The organism is Sodalis sp. RH24, from assembly GCF_047324145.1.
Lineage (GTDB): Bacteria > Pseudomonadota > Gammaproteobacteria > Enterobacterales > Enterobacteriaceae > Acerihabitans.
The window spans coordinates 2091232-2110758 of record NZ_CP178729.1; the positions used below are offsets into that span (position 1 = coordinate 2091232).

General features: G+C 55.2%; 17 protein-coding genes and 1 tRNA gene. 11 read left to right on the top strand and 7 right to left on the bottom strand.

Features of this window, described 5'->3' with window-relative positions; genetic code table 11:
* Positions 1–426: 426 nt before the first annotated feature.
* On the bottom strand, positions 427–726 hold the full coding sequence (locus tag ACL2XG_RS09665; protein ID WP_410016119.1) for a hypothetical protein: 300 nt from the start codon (positions 724–726) through the stop codon (positions 427–429).
* Between the two features lie 228 nt (positions 727–954).
* A complete protein-coding gene (locus ACL2XG_RS09670) occupies positions 955–1749 on the bottom strand; it encodes an N-acetylmuramoyl-L-alanine amidase (protein ID WP_413723408.1) in 795 nt (264 codons plus the stop codon).
* 737 nt (positions 1750–2486) lie between these two features.
* Between ACL2XG_RS09670 and ACL2XG_RS09675 the strand changes: the two genes are divergently transcribed.
* Together ACL2XG_RS09675 and ACL2XG_RS09680 are read left to right on the top strand one after the other, a co-directional pair.
* On the top strand, positions 2487–3071 hold the full coding sequence (locus ACL2XG_RS09675; protein ID WP_413722280.1) for a trypsin-like peptidase domain-containing protein: 585 nt from the start codon (positions 2487–2489) through the stop codon (positions 3069–3071).
* 282 nt (positions 3072–3353) lie between these two features.
* On the top strand, positions 3354–4103 hold the full coding sequence (locus ACL2XG_RS09680; RefSeq protein ID WP_413722279.1) for an SDR family oxidoreductase: 750 nt from the start codon (positions 3354–3356) through the stop codon (positions 4101–4103).
* Between the two features lie 781 nt (positions 4104–4884).
* Here ACL2XG_RS09680 and ACL2XG_RS09685 read toward each other — a convergent pair.
* Positions 4885–5514, bottom strand: a complete 630-nt coding sequence (locus ACL2XG_RS09685) for a TetR/AcrR family transcriptional regulator (RefSeq protein ID WP_410016122.1) — start codon at positions 5512–5514, stop codon at positions 4885–4887.
* A 495-nt stretch (positions 5515–6009) separates the two neighbouring features.
* Here ACL2XG_RS09685 and ACL2XG_RS09690 point away from each other — a divergent pair, with 495 nt between their 5' ends.
* From ACL2XG_RS09690 to ACL2XG_RS09705, 4 genes are all read left to right on the top strand, one after another.
* Positions 6010–6477, top strand: a complete 468-nt coding sequence (locus ACL2XG_RS09690; protein ID WP_413722278.1) for a glycine zipper 2TM domain-containing protein — start codon at positions 6010–6012, stop codon at positions 6475–6477.
* Positions 6478–6557: 80 nt separating this feature from the next.
* Positions 6558–7991 (top strand): alpha/beta hydrolase, encoded by a 1434-nt coding sequence (locus ACL2XG_RS09695; protein ID WP_413723407.1) that lies wholly within the window; start codon positions 6558–6560, stop codon positions 7989–7991.
* 261 nt (positions 7992–8252) lie between these two features.
* A complete protein-coding gene (locus tag ACL2XG_RS09700) occupies positions 8253–9329 on the top strand; it encodes an efflux RND transporter periplasmic adaptor subunit (RefSeq protein WP_413723406.1) in 1077 nt (358 codons plus the stop codon).
* A 10-nt stretch (positions 9330–9339) separates the two neighbouring features.
* The gene (locus tag ACL2XG_RS09705) at positions 9340–12432 is read left to right on the top strand and encodes an efflux RND transporter permease subunit (protein WP_413722277.1); all 3093 of its coding nucleotides are present in this window, start codon (positions 9340–9342) and stop codon (positions 12430–12432) included.
* 23 nt (positions 12433–12455) lie between these two features.
* Here the strand turns inward: ACL2XG_RS09705 and ACL2XG_RS09710 are convergent, their stop codons facing one another.
* Both ACL2XG_RS09710 and ACL2XG_RS09715 read right to left on the bottom strand, forming a co-directional pair.
* The gene (locus ACL2XG_RS09710) at positions 12456–13022 is read right to left on the bottom strand and encodes a hypothetical protein (protein ID WP_413723590.1); all 567 of its coding nucleotides are present in this window, start codon (positions 13020–13022) and stop codon (positions 12456–12458) included.
* A gap of 760 nt (positions 13023–13782) precedes the next feature.
* Complete coding sequence (locus ACL2XG_RS09715) at positions 13783–14304, bottom strand: hypothetical protein (protein ID WP_413722275.1); 522 nt, start codon at positions 14302–14304, stop codon at positions 13783–13785.
* Between the two features lie 172 nt (positions 14305–14476).
* Between ACL2XG_RS09715 and ACL2XG_RS09720 the strand changes: the two genes are divergently transcribed.
* Positions 14477–14662, top strand: a complete 186-nt coding sequence (locus ACL2XG_RS09720; protein WP_413722274.1) for a hypothetical protein — start codon at positions 14477–14479, stop codon at positions 14660–14662.
* A 271-nt stretch (positions 14663–14933) separates the two neighbouring features.
* Here ACL2XG_RS09720 and ACL2XG_RS09725 read toward each other — a convergent pair.
* Positions 14934–15010, bottom strand: a tRNA-Arg gene (locus tag ACL2XG_RS09725).
* A gap of 185 nt (positions 15011–15195) precedes the next feature.
* On the opposite strand from ACL2XG_RS09725, the gene folD reads away from it, so the two are divergent.
* Complete coding sequence (folD, locus tag ACL2XG_RS09730; RefSeq protein WP_410016140.1) at positions 15196–16059, top strand: bifunctional methylenetetrahydrofolate dehydrogenase/methenyltetrahydrofolate cyclohydrolase FolD; 864 nt, start codon at positions 15196–15198, stop codon at positions 16057–16059.
* Positions 16060–16071: 12 nt separating this feature from the next.
* On the top strand, positions 16072–16284 hold the full coding sequence (ybcJ, locus tag ACL2XG_RS09735) for a ribosome-associated protein YbcJ (protein ID WP_410016141.1): 213 nt from the start codon (positions 16072–16074) through the stop codon (positions 16282–16284).
* A gap of 182 nt (positions 16285–16466) precedes the next feature.
* Here ybcJ and cysS read toward each other — a convergent pair whose 3' ends face one another.
* Entirely contained in the window at positions 16467–17852 is a 1386-nt protein-coding gene (gene cysS / locus ACL2XG_RS09740; protein WP_410016142.1) for a cysteine--tRNA ligase, read from the bottom strand.
* Positions 17853–18142: 290 nt separating this feature from the next.
* Here cysS and ppiB point away from each other — a divergent pair, with 290 nt between their 5' ends.
* Together ppiB and ACL2XG_RS09750 are read left to right on the top strand one after the other, a co-directional pair.
* On the top strand, positions 18143–18637 hold the full coding sequence (ppiB, locus tag ACL2XG_RS09745) for a peptidylprolyl isomerase B (RefSeq protein ID WP_410016143.1): 495 nt from the start codon (positions 18143–18145) through the stop codon (positions 18635–18637).
* Positions 18638–18646: 9 nt separating this feature from the next.
* The gene (locus ACL2XG_RS09750) at positions 18647–19372 is read left to right on the top strand and encodes a UDP-2,3-diacylglucosamine diphosphatase (RefSeq protein WP_410016144.1); all 726 of its coding nucleotides are present in this window, start codon (positions 18647–18649) and stop codon (positions 19370–19372) included.
* Positions 19373–19527 lie beyond the last annotated feature (155 nt).

Sequence of the window (19527 nt, forward strand, 5' to 3'; positions counted from 1 at the left end):
CTAGAGAAGGAAATTCCTCGGAGATACGGTATATTGAAATATCGTCTTTACCGGAACAACTTTACTAAAATGACATTCATAAATAGGTCTGTACTACAAACCGATGACGCTATTTACACATAGTGCGATGGTGATAGCAAGCACTTTTTCTATTATTAATTTTTCAACCACTAAATGTTGCATAAATGAACATATATGCTAAATACATCGAAACGGAGCCGTGCAAATCATTAATAAGCAAGCTAAAAATAATTTATCGCACGCCACGGGATAACAGAAGGCTCGTGGCCAAACGGCCTCTTTCGCTGTGGCGGTGAACACTTTTTTTAGTTGGAAGCCTGAAGGTTGCTGCAGGATAAACAAACGCAGTAGGGACAACAGCACTGACTACCAGACCTGAAGAAGTGCCCCCGAAGGGGTAGTTCATCAGACGGCGATAATTTGATCCGCGACGATGGAATAACCGCCGTTCCACTCCATGCGTCCGGTAATGGTCAGACGTTCGCCACGTAAATGCGCCATCAGTTCCAGCGCCATGATGTCGAAGCCGACCACGGTGAGGGGATACGAGCTGCGCTTATCGCTTTCCGCCAGGATGGTCGCTTTTACCATAGGGCGGCCGGTGTTGCCTTTGATACGGCTCGGGGACTTGGTAATGACGCCTGACAACGTTGTGGTGATGGGTTTGGTGTTGGTTTCGATAGGTTGCTGATTACTCGAATTCATGACAGGTATACCTCCGCATTTTCATTTTTCGCCTGAAACGACATTCTATTTTACCTGATTACACACCGTTTGTGTGAGTGATTGTGTAAGTATCGCGCAGAATTATGCCGATAAGGCGGCTGATCCGCCGCTGCAGGGGACAAGATGAAAGCATTTACCCGTCGCCTGCACTGTGCCTGCGCATGCTGTATCCCCGCCCGGGCTGGACGAACGGACGGGGCAGGATAATTATGCACGGTATTTTTCCAGTAAGGCCAGGGCAATGGCCTCGGTTTCAGCGTCCGCCCGACCGGAAAAATTTGCGGGGCGAAAATGCATCTGGAATGCGCTGATAACCCGGATGGTTTCCTCATCGGCCTTGCCATGGAGCGGCAGGCTGTAACCGTATTTAACCAAGGCGCGCTGGATGTTAGCCACCGGCGCGTCAGCTTCCGGCGCCCTGCCCGCCAGATATTTATCCACTACGTGTTTATCTGGCCAGGCGCCGATGCCGCGCTCGGCCAGTTGGGCCCAGGGGAACAGCGGGCCGGGATCGGTTTTCCTCAGCGGTGCGATATCGCTATGCCCCACCACGTTATCGGGGCGTATCTGGTAGCGCCGGATAATATCTTCAGCCAAACGCGCCACCAGCTCGACCTGTTCGGGGGCGTAGGGATACCAACGCTTCCCCGCGGCCGATTCGGTGAAACCCGGATTGACGATTTCGATACCGATAGAGGTATCGTTAAGATTGCTACGCCCGTTCCATTCGCTTATCCCTGCATGCCAGGCGCGCTTGTCCTCGGGCACCAGCTGCTGCGCCACCGCCTTGCCGTTGATCAGCGGGGGAGCGGACGATACCAGATAATGCGCGCTTGCCGTGCCCCGTGTCAGCAAAGCCAGCGACGCCTGATCATCAACGGCGGTATAATGCATAACCAGATAGCGCACTCTCTCATCCTGGTTTAACGACGCTATAGACGTATCGACCCCATAGCCGCCGCGATCGGTTATCCCCACCCTGTCGGCGCAGCCGGCCAGCATCAACGCCACCGCGAGGGACAGGCCCGCGAAAGATTTTTTATTTATCACCTTGATCTCCTAGTGAAACAAAAATCTTAGCGTTCCCGTCATTAACTCCGCCTAAACACTATTTGATATTGCCGGTTAATCCCGTTGCCAATCCCCTTGTTACTGAAGTCTCCACCCGATAAAAAAGAAGGGTGAAGCGATTATCATTGTGATAACCAATTGGGAATAAACTCCCGCAGATAGAGAAAAAATTTGACTTTATTCAGCATTAGCCACTGCCGATTTAACCTATCCACTACGGGAATATTAATTTTCACCTTGCCGCCTTTTCCTGTGAAATGTTATTAACGTTATCCCCGGCATGTTTTTTCGCACTATCCGTAACCCGCGATGGCAACGTCTTTATTATTCCAGCATAGAATGATTTTCATCATTGGCATCTTCACTTAAAAGTCATTTAAATCATAATATTACACTTTTTGGCATAGATTAAATTTCCTATGGCAGCGATAAGAAGGCGCAACAGGACTTTATGATTTGATTATTTGGCTTAAGTTAGCTTTTTTTATTTATTCTTTATACGCTGTCGCCATCATTTTTTATGACGCCAATATAAAAAATAATAATTACGATTTTCAGGCTAAAGAATTCTCACCTTAAGCCGTTAATCCTACTGGCAAGACATATTAGCCAGGCTTGATCAATTCGCCGATCAATTTTATCACCAGAACAATGATGAAGCGGCAACGATGAAAATTAACATTCTTTTTACTTTATTTCCTTTGTTGTTATCGGCATGTACCGGTGTCGGCCATTACAAAGTTGATCAGACCGCGGAAAATAAAGCGGACTTCCATTTTATCGGCATTCCCGTCCTGGCGGGGGCCATCGGCTCCAGCTTTCCCCTCACCGCGAAGTACAGCCTGACCGCCGGACATGTAGCGAAGATGATGATGGTCAAGGTAAAGGCTTACAACCCTCTGTGCGATGTGGCCATTATCTACCACGATAATACCGGACGCGCCTTGCCCAAGCTTGAGACGGCGGGCAAAGGCGATAAGCTCAGACTGTATGGGTACAACGCCTATACCGCGATGCCAACCTCTTCAAGCGGTGTGTTAAAGGAGTTCGGCTGGTGGGATAAACCCGGCACCAGTTGCCTGGTCGGCCTGAGCGACGCCGGCGGCGTGCCGGGAATGAGCGGCGGTCCGGTTTATGCGCAGGATGGCGCGATAGTCGGGGTGTTCACCGCGACGCATCCCAAGCGGAATCAGACGATGTTCGTTCCCTACCAGGAAATTGCCGGCTGGGTCACCCGGGAAACCAAAAGTTAACGGCTATCATCGATTGCGCCACCGTACTGACACAGGCGGCGCCCCATCATTCTCCCGCCGTCTGACGCCCTTTCCTCGTTAGCGCCTACCGCCGTTATGGCCGGGAAGGGTTGCTCATTATTTAACAAAGCATTCTCACTAATTTCATAACATTTGATATGAAAAGCCTTGACGTGCACATTCCCACCCTTTAATTTCGTAACGTTAATTACGAAATTAAAGTATCTCCTTATACGGAACCACAACCGGGATTTTCCCTTAACTTACAACCAAGGTGACAGCATGAGTCAATCACTCCAAGGTAAGATAGCGTTGGTCACGGGCGGCAGCACCGGAATCGGACTGGGCATTGCCAGGCAGTTTATCAATGAAGGCGCGTTTGTCTTTATCACCGCGCGCCGCCAGGCGCAGCTGGATGACGCCTTGGCCGAACTGGGTTCTAACGCCTTCGGCATCCAGGCCGACGTCGCCGACCTCGGCGCGCTTGATAACCTTTTCGCCCGCATCAAGGAACACAAGGGACACTTGGATATCGTGGTCGCTAACGCCGGCGGCGGTGAGCTACTCGGGCTGGCCGATATTACCGAAGAACACTACGATCGCACGTTCAATATCAACGTGAAAGGCGTGCTATTTACCGTACAAAAATCGTTGCCCCTGCTGGCAAAAGGCGCGTCGGTGATCCTTACCGGCTCAACCACCTCTGCTATCGGTGGGAAAAACTTTAGCGTCTATAGCGCGACAAAAGCCGCCATCCGTAATTTTGCCCGCAGCTGGATACAGGATCTGGAAGGACAGGATATCCGCGTTAACGTCTTAAGTCCCGGTCCGGTCAAAACACCGGGATTGCTGGGCCTGGTGGAGTCCGATCAGCAGCAGGCCCTGGTGGACAGCTTCGCGGCGCTGGTGCCCCTGGGAAGAGTGGGCCACCCGGATGAAATCGGCAAGGCGGCAGTATTCCTCGCCTCGGATGCGGCAAGTTTCGTCAATGGCGCCGAACTGTTCGTCGACGGCGGCCAGGCGCAAATCTGACACCCGCCAACACCGAACGCAATGCAAACGTGTTAAAGGGAGAGCGTGCCGATGGGGTCGAATCGGGCGTGGGGTTTTCGCCCGACCGAGCGCCCCATGGCGCGCTAGGCCCGCCAACACCAAACGCAATGCAAACGTGTTCAAGGGAGAGCGTGCCGATGGGGTCGAATCGGGCGTGGGGTTTTCGCCCGACCGAGCGCCCCATGGCGCGCTAGGCCCGCCAACACCGAACTCAACTCAGACGTGTTCAAGGGAGAGCGTGCCGATGGGGTCGAATCGGGCGTGGGGTTTTCGCCCGACCGAGCGCCCCATGGCGCGCTAGGCCCGCCAACACCGAACTCAACTCAGACGTGTTCAAGGGAGAGCGTGCCGATGGGGTCGAATCGGGCGTGCTTTTCCCGCCCGACCGAGCGCCCCATGGCACGGTATGCCCGCCAACACCGAACCTAAAGCAGACGTGTTCAAGGGAGAGCGTGCCGATGGGGTCGAATCGGGCGTGGGGTTTTCGCCCGACCGAGCGCCCCATGGCGCGCTAGGCCCGCCAACGCCGAACGCAATGCAAACGTGTTAAAGGGAGAGCGTGCCGATGGGGTCGAATCGGGCGTGGGGTTTTCGCCCGACCGAGCGCCCCATGGCGCGCTAGGCCCGCCAACACCGAACTCAACTCAGACGTGTTCAAGGGAGAGCGTGCCGATGGGGTCGAATCGGGCGTGGGGTTTTCGCCCGACCGAGCGTCCCATGGCGCGCTAGGCCCGACAACACCGAACGCAATGCAAAGTTGTTAAAGGGAGCGCGGGTTTGCCGGCCATGCCCGCATGGCAGTATCCACCACGGCGCGAGCTTCATGCGCCGAAATACCCTCCTTGGCCTTAATGGACAAACCATACAGCACCGTGGCAAAAAAGCCGGCCAATGCGCCGGCATCTGTCTGCGCCGGGACGTCGCCCTCGGCGATACCCTGCGCGATGCGCCGGCACAGCGCGCGCTCCGTCTCCTGTCGGGCCTCGTTAACGATTTTCCGCACCGGCTCCGACGCAGCGGAACAGTTGATAACCGAGAGGGCCAGCATGCATCCCGGCGGCGTACTGGTATCGGCAATACTCTCAACCGCCTGGCTCAATATGCGTTCAACCGCCGCCCGCGCGGTCTTTTCCTTCAACGCCTCGGCCTGATACCGGGCCGGACCATCGATATAACGTGCGATAGCCTCCAGGAACAGATGCTCTTTATCGCCGAAAGCACTATAAACACTGGGCGTGGTAACCTGCATGACCTTCAGCAGCTCGGCCATGGAAGTGGACTCATATCCGCGCAGCCAGAACAGACGCATCGCCCGATCCAATACCGCCTCGCGATCAAAAGAGCGCGGCCGGCCGCGCGGCTTGCCTGCAGAGGGTTTTAAGGTTTTCATAACGATCGATTCTAAATTATCGCCGCCGCCACGGCAAGCGACAGATAACACCCGGCCCCGCGTTTAAACGCTACGGACAGCGGCATATTCGCCGCCCGGCTCCCCGGCGCCGACCGAGGCAAAATAGTGCGGCATCTCACCCGCTATTATGATCAATATCTCACAACCGTGTAATAAATAATGCTTATATAGTGGCAAGCGCTAGTATTACTCGCCGGCAACAATAATTACATAATCCTATTTATTAATTAATCTGATGCATACACAGCCATATTATCATCCTTTGTCATGGACGGGGGGCTGGCTTTTTTCGCCGTTGCCGGAACATTTTATATTAGGGATAGCACCGCAGGCGCCTGGCCATCATGACTAAAGCCAACGTCTATTATGGATAACCTATACGACGCGTGCTTTATTAAAACTATTTAATATGAATATAACCCTACGCATAATTTCGCCTATGCCGTATAAAGTCAAAAATAACAGAGGTGCATAATGACCAGAATATCACTCATCATTACCGTCTCCCTGGCGGTCCTGAGCGGATGCGCCGCCAACCGCACCTCATCCGGCGATACCTTCACCGCCGCGCAGGCCAGGCAGATCCATACCGTCACCTACGGCACATTAATCTCTGTACGCCCCATCACGATACAGGGCGGTAATGGCGAAAACGCCGCCGGCACCATCGGCGGCGGCGTTATCGGCGGCTTTTTAGGCAACACCATCGGCGGCGGATCGGGCCGCGGCCTGGCCACCGCCGCGGGTGCCGTAGGCGGAGCGGCGGCAGGCTCGGGGATACAAAGCGCAGCCAATCGCAGCGCGGGCGTAGAGCTTGAAATCCGCCGCGACGACGGTTCGACGATTATTGTCGCCCAGGCGCAGGGCCCCAGCCAGTTTTTTGTCGGACAGCGTGTCGCCATTGCCTCGGGCGGCGGCAGGGTCACGGTTTCACCACGCTAACCAGGCCACTGCCCCACTGCCGGGGCGATGTCGTTTTATAGGGAGTTATCATTATGCTTTTGCGCATGTTCCGCCGATGGATGGTCCGTTTGCTCATGGTTGCGGTTATTCTCGGTCTCGCTGCGTTTGCCATCAGGATCTATGAGACCGAACGCGGTCCGGAACTCCAGCTGTGGCACACGTACGTGCCACAGGATATGCACGCCGATGAGATTGATAAGGCGACCTGGGCCGATTATATCGCCGCCGAGAATAAACTCTTCCAGTCCGTGCGGGAAAATGTAACGGATAAACTGGATATCAGCCAGCAGACACCCTTAAACCGCTATTTTTCCGGCAGCCCGATTTTCCCCGATCGGTTTGCCACTAACTGGAACCGTTCTTATATATTGATGCCGGAGGGGACGCCCAAGGGGGCGGTGGTATTGCTGCACGGCCTGACCGACACGCCTTATAGCCTGCGCCATATCGCGGAAAGCTACCGCCGGCAGGGTTTTGTGGCCATCGGCATCCGTATGCCCGCGCACGGCACGGTGCCCGGCGCGCTGACCGATGTGCGATGGGAAGACTGGATGGCGGCTACCCGCCTGGCGGTACGCCAGGCCAGGGTGCTCGGCGGCGATGCGCCGTTGCATATCGTCGGGTTTTCCAACGGCGGCGCGCTGGCCATGAAATACGCGCTCGACGCGCTGGAGAATCCGCACCTGACGAAACCAACACGGATCATTTTGCTATCGCCCATGATAGGCGTAACCCGTTTTGCCCGCTTCGCCGGCGTGGCGGGGTGGCCGGCCCTGTTCCCCGCGTTCGCCAAGGCGGCCTGGCTGGGTATCGTCCCCGAATTCAACCCGTTTAAATATAACTCTTTTCCGGTCAATGGCGGCCGGCAATCCTTTGAGCTGACACGCGCGCTACAGCAGCAGATCACCCAGGACGCCGCGAATAACCGCCTGGACGCCTTGCCGCCTATCTTGGCTTTCCAGTCGGTAATGGATTCTACCGTCAGCACCCGCGCCGTGATTACCGCGCTGTTTGAGCATCTGCCGGCGAACGGCAGTGAAGTGGTGCTGTTCGATTTGAACCAGGCAGAAAGCTTCGGTCCATTGCTCCGCACCTCCTCCTACCTGGCGCTGTCGCGCCTGTTACCGCCGCCGCCGCGCCGCTATACCACCACCATCGTCACCAATGTCTCCTCCGATAGCCTTGATACGCTGGCGCGCACTACGCTCGCCGGCCAGACGGAAGAGTCGACCGAGCTGTTGGGCATTCAGTATCCGGCGGATATTTTTTCCCTCTCGCACGTGGCGCTGCCCTTCCCGATGAACGATTCGCTCTACGGGCGCTTTCCGCAGCCGAAGGATCAATATGGCATCAGTCTGGGCGCGTTTGCCGCCCGCGGCGAAAGGGCGGTGCTGGTAGTAGGTTTGGACTCCTTAATGCGGCTCGCGTCCAATCCCTTTTATCCCTATATGTTGAAAAGGATTAACGCCAAAATTGTTATGGACGCGCAATAAAACCGATTAGCGCGAAGCTTATTCCCTTTTACCTGATCGGCGCCCGCGGCAGGCGAACAGTTTTTATTGGTAATAACCGCAAGCCAGCGTTTATTTATCGGTAAGTTTAACGTTCTCTTTATAACCAGTGTAATGAAATAGTGAAGTGTGAATAGCATCTCGATTTCCAAAAATATAACTTATGAATTAATGAGTGTGGAAATAATGTCAAATAAACAATATGTGGTGTTGTTTAATATCGCTGCGTTTCTGTCCACCGCCATGACGATATTGCCGTTATCGGCCGCGCCGCCTCCGGCTGTTACCATCGCGATTATTGAGCAACGGGCGCCGCAGCGCGTCCATTATTACCTGGGGCGCATCGAGGCCATCCAAGCGGTGGATGTGTTGACCCGCACCGAAGGGTTTATCGCCCGCAGGGAGTTCGCCGACGGACAATTGGTCACGGCTGGCGAAGTCTTATTCGAGATCGATCCCGCCCTGCACCAGGCCTCGGTCGCGCAGGCCCAGGCCCAAGTGGACAGCGCCAATGCCGGCGCGCGGCACGCCCAGGTCAATCTGACGCGGATACAGCGCCTGGGGGAACAGCGATCCGTAAGCCGCGCGGATGTTGATGCGGCGGTGGCGCAGCGGGACACCGCCAACGCGGCGCTGTCACAGGCGCAGGCTACCCTGCGCCTGCAGGAACTGCAGCTCGGTTTTACCCGCATCCTTGCGCCCATCGGCGGGCGCATCGGCCACAGTCATTTCAATACCGGCAGCCTCATCAACCCGGCGAGCGGTGCGCTGGCGCATATCGTCCAGCTTGACCCCATTCGGGTGGCGGTGGCCATCAATGAACGTGACTATATCACCGTTGCCTACCGGCATACCGGCGACGCCGAAGATCTGTCCGCCAGCGGTTATACCCCCCGCCTGCAATTGGCCAATGGCCAGGAGTATGCGGAACCCGGGGTTTTTGAATCGGTGGATAACCAGATTGACAGCCAGACCGGCACCATCACCGTGCGGGCGCGTTTTGCCAATCCCCGTCATCTGCTGCTGCCCGGGGGCGTGGTCAACGTCGCGCTGGTGGCCGGCCCCGCGCAGCCGGTGGTCATGGCGCCTATCGCCGCGCTACAGCAGGACCGGGAGGGTTTTTTTGTCCTGGTGGTCGACGGCCGCCAGCGGGTGGAAGTGCGTAGGGTGGTTACCGGCAGCCAGTTTGAGCAGGAATATGAGATTAAAGAAGGATTGACCGCCGGTGAACGGGTTATCGTCGACGGCTTGCAGCGCGTACGGCCTGGCATGGAGGTCGACGCCACCCTTGCCGCCCCATCAATCGATACCTCAAGGTAAGGGACGCGCCATGCTGCATTTTTTCATCCGGCGACCGAAGTTCGCTATTGTTATCGCGGTGGTGACCGCAATTGTCGGGCTAACCGCCTTAACCGTCATACCGGTAGAACAATTTCCCACTATCGCGCCGCCGGTGGTCTCGGTCAGCGCCACTTATCCCGGCGCCAGCGCCCGGGATGTGGCCGAAGCCGTGGCCTCCCCCATCGAGGCCCAGGTCAATGGCGTCAGCCATATGCTCTATATGGAATCCAACAGCGCGAATAGCGGCGGCTACCAGCTCAATATCACTTTCGCCACCGGCACCGATCCCGACATGGCGGCGGTGGAGGTGCAAAACCGCATTGCCCAGGTCAGCGCGCAGCTGCCCGCCGAAGTGAATAATAACGGCGTGACGGTACGTAAGCGCTCCTCGAATATTTTGCTGGGCGTGAACGTATTTTCGCCTAAGCATAGCCATGACAATCTGTTCGTCAGTAATTTTACCAGCCTGCGTATCCGTGATGCCATCGCCCGTATCAACGGCGTCGGCGACGTGCAAATCTTCGGCGCTCGCGATTACAGTATGCGCATCTGGCTGGATCCGCAGCGCATGGAGGCGCTTAACGTCAGCGTACAGGATATCATCCAGGCCTTGCGCGATCAGAATATCCAGGCCGCCGCGGGTCAAATCGGCTCGCCGCCCATCAGCTCCGGCCAGCAGCGTACCCTGACCATCAGCGGCCAGGGACGTCTGCTGGGCGCGGCGCAGTTTGCCCAGGTCATTATCCGCACCAATTCCCAAGGCGGCATGGTGCGGCTTAGCGATGTGGCGCGGGTGGACCTGGGCGCGCAGAATTACCAGGTTAACTCAGCGCTGAACTCAACGGACGCGGCCTTTATGGGCGTGTACGCCGCGCCGGGCTCCAACGCGCTGAATGTGGCCAATGCGGTCAGGACGGAAATGGCGCGGCTGGCGCACACCTTCCCGCCGGACCTGGTCTATGAAATTAAATATGACTCCACCGTCACGGTCACCGCCACCCTCGATGAAATCGTGATCTCGCTAGGACTGACGCTGGTGGTAGTGCTGGCGGTGGTTTTTTTATTCCTGCAAAGCCTGCGTGCGACCTTTATCGTGGCGCTGACGATACCGGTGTCCTTGCTGGGCACTTTTGCCGTGCTGTTTATCTTCGGTTACTCCGCCAACACCCTCAGTTTGTTCGCCATTATCCTGGCGCTGACGGTAGTGGTGGATGACGCTATTGTGGTGGTGGAAAACGTGGAGCGCCTGATGTCGCAGGATGAAACGCTGACGCCGTCGACGGCAACCGGCCAGGCAATGATACAAATCGCCGGTCCCATCATCGCCACCACGTTGGTACTGCTGGCGGTATTTGTGCCTATCGCCGTCCTGCCCGGCATTACCGGGGAGCTATACCGGCAATTCGCCATTACGCTGTCCGCTGCAGTCATCTTGTCGAGCATCAACGCCCTCACCCTCACCCCGGCACTGTGCGCCGTCTTGCTATCACGGCGCGAACCGCCGGTAACCGGCATATTTGGCGGTTTTAATCGCGGCCTGAACGCCATTCGCGACGGTTATGTCCGCCTCGCCCGGATGACCGGGCGACACGCCGCGATCAGCGTGGTGATATTACTGACGGTGGGCGCGCTCACCTGGTTCGGCTATAGCCGCTTGCCCAGCGCTTTCCTGCCTGATGAAGACCAGGGATTTTTCTTTGTTAACGTACAGCTTCCGGACGGGGCCTCGTTGTCCCGTACGCAGCGGGTCATGGACCAGGCATATCAATTGATACGAGCGAATCCCGCCGTCGCGGATGTCATTAAAATTACCGGCTACAGCCTGCTTAGCGGCGGCGGCGCGCCCAATACCGCTTTCGCCTTCGTCTTGCTGAAACCCTGGGGCGAACGCGCGCATGTCGACCAGGTGTTGCCGACAATCCAGGCCCAGCTATCCACCCTACCCCAGGCGATGATCATGGCGTTTAATCCGCCGGCCATCAGCGGCCTGGGCAGCGCCTCCGGCTTCGATTTGCGCATCCAGGCGCTGGAAGGCCAATCACCGCAGGCGCTGGCACAGGTGGCCGGCGCCGTGATCCTGGCCGCCAACGAGGATCCCCGGCTAAGCCGGGTATTTACCACCTTCAGCGCCTCGGTGCCTGAGGTAGGCCTGAGTATAGACCGCGAGCGGGCCGCCCTGCTGCAAGTGCCGGTGAGCCGCATTTTCACCACGCTGCAAAGCGCGATGGGCGGAGTGAACGTAGGCGATTTTCCCCATAACGGCCGTATGTTTAACGTACAGTTGCAAAACGACATGGATTTTCGCCAGCGGCAGGAACAAATCGGGCAGATCAGCGTGCGCAGCGATAGCGGCGCCTTAGTGAGGCTGGCAAATCTGGTCCGTCTGAGTCCGGTACTGGGCGCGCCGTTTATCGCCAATTTTAACCAGTTTCCGGCGGTGACGGTCAACGGCTCGGCCGCGCAGGGCATAAGCTCGGGCCAGGCGATGAACGTCATGGAAAAGATTGTGCGGCAAACGCTGCCCGCGGGTTATGGCTATGCCTGGAGCGGCATGTCCTGGCAGGAACAGTATGCCGGCGGGCAGGCGGTATTTATCTACGCCGCCGCACTGGTTTTTGCCTATCTATTCTTGGTGGCGCAGTATGAAAGTTGGAGTATTCCGCTGGTAGTGATGTTATCAGTGCTGTTTGCCATGGCCGGCGCGGTGGCGGGGCTTTTTGCCATGGGCTTTGCCAACGATGTCTACGCCCAGATCGGTCTGGTGCTTTTGATCGGGCTGGCGGCGAAAAACGCCATACTGATCGTTGAGTTTTCCAAAGCCCGGCGGGAAGAAGGCGCCAGCATTTCCGACGCGGCCCTGGACGGCGCCCGCCAACGTTTTCGCGCGGTAATGATGACGGCCATTTCATTTATATTCGGCGTCATGCCGTTGGTGCTGGCAACCGGCGCCGGCGCGATGAGCCGGCGCATTATCGGGGTAACGGTTTTTAGCGGCATGCTGTTGGCCACCGCCCTCGGCATCATTATCATCCCCGCGCTCTATTGGCACATCCAACGGCTGCGCGAGTGGGTGAAAAGATAACGCAGTCTCCGGCACGCGCTTCTTTATACTAAGGTGCTTGTATGCAGCTTATCCAAAAGGTTATCTACTATTTTTTTATAAACCGGATTAAACTCCCCGGTCTCATCCTCCCTCACATCCACATTCACTTCACCAATGGTTTGATCGGTGAAAAAGAAAAAAAACTTATCATTTCGCTTCAAAAACTTGCAAGCAAAATAATAATAAGAGTTGTTGCTTTTATCATTGGTGTCTTCTAATGCGATGCGTATGGTAAAAGCGATAGACAACTCTTTCGACTTGTTTAATTCTTGGGCGTCCTTGACTAAGAACTCCTTGTTTATCCCCTCGCCGATGGCGATATAACTTCCTTCAGACCCATCAGGAAGATAAAAAAGGTTTGTTTCAATACCTAAATAGTCGAGGAATCCCGGGACAAAACCGCGTAAAGCGCCATGGAGATGGTCCCAATAATGTGTGCGCGAAATGATATAGTCTTCATAGGCCTTTTGTATTAGTGCATAATTGTTCATGGCTGTGTCCAAAGTAAAAAGAGTCGTGCTACCAGTATAATCATCTTTATTGTCGCTGCACCGCTGGCTGGCTGGCATGCCGAAAATCATTTACAGACCGCCGTTAAAAACCTATGGCCGGTAGTGAAGCACAGCCGCCACAGCCCTGCGCAGTGGTTTCGCCAAACGGGCTAAAAGCCTAAAGGTTTTTCAGTATTATCAAGCAACATCCGACGATATTACCCACAAAATCCTGTACTGCCTACCATCAAAACCATGGCATTATAGACGATGTCTTCGCCGGCGGCACGCGATGGTGCATCTGCCGCCAGACGTTACCGGCAACGCAGTTTTCTGTAGAAGGTTAACCTATTGCAAACGTGATGTTGCCGTTGCGTATAGGATGCGTTTTGAACTCGGCAACCCGATGGGCAAAGAGGAAAACCTATGTGGGTGGTGAAAGGAGACAGCGTCTGCCTCGAGCACGGCAAACGCCTTATTCTTTGGCTTAACATTGTCGCCTATTTATTGTAAAGGATCTTATTCAGCCTCTTCCGCTACGTTATTTCCGTAGAGACGCTTTTGCCTTTCTTAATTAGGCTATTCCGTCGCATCGACATTTTCCAATAAAAAAACGCGGCTGTAGCCGCCAGTCATAATAGTCGCTGGAATGGACACCCTGCACAAGACAAAGCAGGTGAACCCGCCTGCCTTGGCCGTTGTCGACGGAAAAAACGGACCTCAGGCGGGAGCCCTGGTTATTAAACATCTTGGGATACGATGGACAGCGCATGAACACCTCCGCATCATTTTGAATGACGCGGAGATGTCGACCAAACCTGCGCGATAAACATCACGATTAGAATCTTAACTGTAGGCTCATGATAACAATACCAGGCAGAAGAATCCCCGACCTTACACTGACATGGCTATTCACATCATACTTAACGCCATGATATATATAGGGAGCGAAGCCTATACCCGTTGCCCGTTTAATATCCTGGTAGAACCCATCATCGCCACAACGCTCAAAGGGCGTAAATACAAACTCCCCCGCGTAGGCGTATAGCCCTTCAAAGCTCCACTGGTTGCGCCTTACCCAGTTTTTTCCCATACCCAGCAATACGCATCTATTACTTTCACTATTGATAAAAGTACCAGCAAAAAAACTGTAATCCGAATTTTTATGCACTTTTCTTTCTATGGCAACCAGTTGGTTCTTAAAGTACTGGTTATCCCCCTCCTTCGGGGCATAAATGTGATACGCAAAGGAGGCGGTATCTAATGAATAGAGATCCAAATCGTTCGCAAATGCTTGTGAAAAGCAAGACATCAGGCACATAAAACATATGAATTTTATCCACCGGGATTTACCAGACAATTTTACCTCCCTATTCCAGAGACTGGCATATTGCTTTTACTGTTCCTAACAAACCCGCGTTGATACCCCATTTTTTAGTTTCTGCGCCGAAGAAAACCCGTCCCTAAACGCAGTACCGCTGACCTAAAAATACATTTATATCAAATGATTATATCCATAAGCTCACCTATAAATGGATAACACTCATGTCTTTTTGTTTAATAAAATATTACAACATGATGTTTTTAGATGTTTTTTACAAAAAAATCAAGCCATCGGAATGCAGGCTTCAAGCATAAGCGTTACTTTAGCGGCAGGACGGGATAATCCCGATATCATGCAAGAAGCTGAAAGTTTGATGTGGGCTGACTGCCTGTAATTTTTATACATTGCCACGGTGTGGCATTGGCTGGATTTAGTCTTGCCGTTATTAATGGGGAGAATCAATGGCGCAAAATAGCGGTACGGGTTCTGGCACTGTGATTTCATTGAACCGCGGGGCAGTATCGGGGGTGGCTCGCGGGGATGCGGAAACCTATAAGGGTCAACCGCTACCAGGTATAAAGCAAAATTTATGGTGGCGGCACGCACCCGTATTGTCCATTGATTCGCAGCGTGTTTCGTATCACAGCAGACAATTTGAATCCAAATGGTACGCCCTACTGGATTCGAACCAGTGACCTACGGCTTAGAAGGCCGTTGCTCTATCCGACTGAGCTAAGGGCGCACTGCGGGAAGTTGCTGGATAACGCGGATTGGATTATACGGAGCGGACCGGTCGAGTCAATGGCTTTTATGACAACGGGTGGTTCGCTGGACAAAAGGATTTCATTCAGTGCCTGACAGCGGGCCGCGCTTCTGCCAAAATACCCCCCATCTCAGCATGATTACACTGATGGATTGCCGATTCTGATGGTCGCTAAACTTATTGATGGTAAAACTATTGCTCAGCAGGTCAGGGATGAAGTGGCCGTGCGGGTGCGGCAACGCCTGAGCGTCGGGAAACGCGCGCCGGGACTGGCGGTGGTATTGGTCGGGGAAAATCCGGCATCGCAGATCTACGTCGCCAATAAGCGCAAAGCCTGCGAGGATGTCGGTTTTGTCTCCCGCTCCTATGAATTGCCGAGCACGGTCAGCGAGGCCGAACTGCTGGCGCTTATCGATACGCTTAATGCCGATAAGACGATTGATGGTATCCTGGTGCAACTGCCGCTGCCTCCGGGCATGGATAATATCAACGTGCTGGAGCGCATTGCGCCGGATAAGGATGTGGACGGATTCCACCCTTATAATGTCGGCCGCCTGTGCCAGCGGGCGCCATTGCTGCGGCCCTGCACCCCACGCGGCATCATCACCCTGCTGGAACGTTATCAGATCGAGACCTTCGGGGTGAATGCCGTGGTGGTGGGCGCATCCAACATCGTCGGGCGGCCGATGAGCCTGGAACTGCTGCTGGCCGGCTGCACCGTCACCGTCACCCACCGGTTTACCAGGGACCTCCAGCGTCATATCGAATATGCCGACCTGCTGGTGGTGGCGGTGGGCAAACCCGGATTTATTCCCGGCGAATGGATTAAACCCGGTGCCGTGGTGCTGGATGTCGGCATCAGCCGTCTTGCCAACGGCAAGGTGGCGGGCGACGTGGCCTTCGAGGCGGCTTCGCAGCGCGCATCCTATATTACGCCGGTACCCGGCGGCGTCGGTCCTATGACGGTCGCGACCCTTATTCAAAACACTTTGCAGGCATGTGAAGACTTTCACGATACAGCATCTTAACGGCGGAACACGATGGAAACTTTCTCACTTGACGGCCATCCGTACATTGAACTGTGCGATTTACTGAAGATTCAGGGTTGGTGTCACAGCGGCGCGGCGGCGAAAACCGCCATTTATGGTCAGCAGGTCAAGGTCAACGGTGCGATGGAAACCCGCAAGCGATGCAAGATCGTCACCGGGCAGCAGGTGGAATTTTTAGGACAGGTGGTTAAAGTCGTCGAATAAACCGCTATCGGCCCGGCGCAGGATATCCGTATGCCGCCGGGGCGTGAGGCGCTATAAACGACAAGGGCGCGGAAGAACCGCGCCCTTGTCGTATCCACAGCCGTAAGACACAACGCTTATAGCCGGCGCATGCCGCGGCGCAAAACCGCCTTCAGACCCGGCAACACGACGGCGAGGCGCTATTATCCACGCCGCCAAATGGTGCCGCCGGCGCCGTCTTCCAATACGATGCCCAGTGCGGTCAGTTTTGCGCGAGCCTCGTCCGCCAACTGCCACTGTTTATTGTTGCGCGCATCGTTACGTTGCTTGATCAGCGCCTCGATCTGTTCGGTTTCGCTGATATCCACCCGGGCGCCGTTTTGCAGGAACTGCTCGGGATCTTGTTCCAGCAAGCCCAGGACATTAGCCAACCGGCGCAGCGCCGCCGCCAGCCCGAGCGACGCAGGCGGGTTTTCCACTTTCAGGCGATTGACTTCGCGGGCCATCTCGAACAACACCGAATACGCTTCCGGCGTATTAAAATCATCATCCATGGCGGCGGTAAACTGGTCGACAAACGACTCGCCGCCGGCGGGCACGGCCGCTGTATCAGTACCGCGCAGGGCGATGTAAAGCCGCTCAAGGGAGGATCTGGCCTGTTTGAGATTATCTTCACTGTAATTCAGCTGGCTGCGGTAATGGCCGGACATCAGGAAATACCGCACCGTTTCCGCATCGTAATATTTCAGCACGTCGCGCACGGTAAAAAAGTTATCCAGCGATTTGGACATTTTTTCCCGATCGACCATCACCATGCCGGAATGCATCCAATAATTGACATAAGGCCCTTCGTGGGCGCAGCTCGACTGGGCGATTTCGTTTTCGTGGTGGGGAAACATCAGGTCCGAACCGCCGCCGTGAATATCGAAATGATTGCCCAAATGCTTGCAGTTCATGGCCGAGCATTCCACATGCCAGCCCGGACGCCCCGGTCCCCATGGCGACGGCCAGCTGGGCTCGCCTTCCTTGGACATTTTCCACAAGACGAAATCCATCGGGTTGCGTTTGACATCGTCGATATCCACCCGGGCGCCGGCCTGCAACTGCTCGAGATCCTGACGCGATAACACGCCATAGGTGGGGTCGGAGTCCACAGCGAACATGACATCGCCGTTGGCGGCCTGGTAGGCATGGTTTTTTTGCAGCAAGACCGCCACGATGTCGATGATATCGGCCATGTGCAAGGTCGCGCGTGGTTCTTCATCCGGACGCAGAATATTCAGGCTGTCGAAGTCCCGGTGCATTTCAGCGATCATACGGCCGGTAAGCGTATCGATGCTTTCATCGTTGGCATGGGCCCGTTTGATGATCTTGTCGTCAATATCGGTGATGTTACGCACATACTTCACCTCATAACCTTTAAAACGCAGGTACCGGGTAACGACGTCGAAGGCGACAAACGTCCGGCCGTGGCCGATATGACAAAGGTCATAAACGGTGATGCCGCACACGTACATACCGACTTTACCGGCATGAATGGGTTGGAAATCCTCTTTTTGACGTGTCAGGGTATTATAAATCTTCAGCATCGACATTCATTCCATGGTGTTAACGGGTACGTGTGTATAGCGACAAGTTGAGACAGGGTATTTTCCAACAGCGTATTGAACCCTGAAGGCGTCGGTAATGCAAGGACGGGGCCCTGGTTTTCAAACGGCGGGTTATCCCCGGCCAACAGCACGGCCTGGCTTGCCAGAATAACAGAAATGGTCATCCGCTGCGGTGAATGCTGACTCCATGGCAGACTTATGTTATAAATCCAGTCTGCTTGATCACTTCGTGTGAGCAACTCTTTTACCGACTCGTAGGACAACTATTTATGGTCACTCTTCATACCAATCACGGCGATATCGTTATTAAGACCTTCGCCGACAAAGCGCCGTTAACCGTTGAGAACTTCCTGACCTATTGCCGTGACGGCTTTTATGATAATACCATTTTCCATCGCGTTATTAATGGTTTCATGATCCAGGGCGGCGGTTTTGAACCCGGCATGACGCAGAAAAAAACCCGCGCCACCGTGAAAAACGAAGCCAACAATGGCCTGAAGAACAATCGCGGCACCCTGGCCATGGCCCGCACCAACGATCCGCATTCCGCCACCGCGCAATTCTTTATTAACCTGGTGGATAACGACTTCCTGAACTTCCGTTCCGAACGCCCGGACGGTTGGGGATATTGCGTTTTCGCCGAAGTAACCGACGGTATGGATGTTGTCGATAAGATTAAAAACGTGGCGACCGGCAACAGCGGCCCGCATCAGGATGTACCGAAAGAAGATGTGATCATAACCGGCGTGACCGTAGACGAATAAATCGTTGCCATGGCAACCCTGTTTGTTGCGGATATTCATCTTAGCGTCCAGGAACCGGCGATTACCGCCGGTTTTCTGCATTTTTTGCAACGGCAGGCCGTCCACGCCGACGCGCTCTATATCCTGGGCGATTTGTTCGAAGCCTGGATTGGCGATGACGACCCTTCCCCGCTGCACGGCGAGATAGCCGCGGCGCTGAATGCGCTGGCGCGCCGGGGAATACCCTGTTTTTTTATCCACGGCAACCGGGATTTCCTGCTGGGCCGGGATTTTGCCGCCGCCAGCGGCATGACGCTGCTGCCGGAAGAACAACTGCTTACCCTGTACGGCCGGTCGGTGCTGGTTCTGCACGGCGATACGCTGTGTACCGATGATCAGGCTTATCAACGCTACCGCCGGCGAATCAATCAACGTTGGCTGCAGCGCCTGTTCCTGGCGCTGCCGCTGAGATGGCGCCTGCGCATTGCCGGACGGATGCGGGCCAGCAGCCAGCGCGCCAATATGACGAAATCCCAGACGATTATGGACGTCAGCCAAGAGGCGGTTACCGCCGCGCTTGTGCGTCATGGGACCGATTGGATGATCCATGGCCATACCCACCGGCCGGCGATCCATGCCGTGCAGACCGCGGCGGGCATCGCCCATCGCGCGGTACTGGGCGCCTGGCACCTTCAGGGATCGATGATCCGGGTTACCGGGGCTAGCGTCGAGCTGATTGAGTTCCCCTTCGATTAAGCGGCGCAATTTATAGCGCCGGCGGCTACGCAACCGTTTTCCTCTCCAGGCGCACATGATATGCTCTACGCCCTCTTCTTTCTGATAGCCTGCGCCGGGCGCATTGCGGCGCAGGCTGTGGGAGAGCGGTCGGCAACATTTACAGGAGCACCACG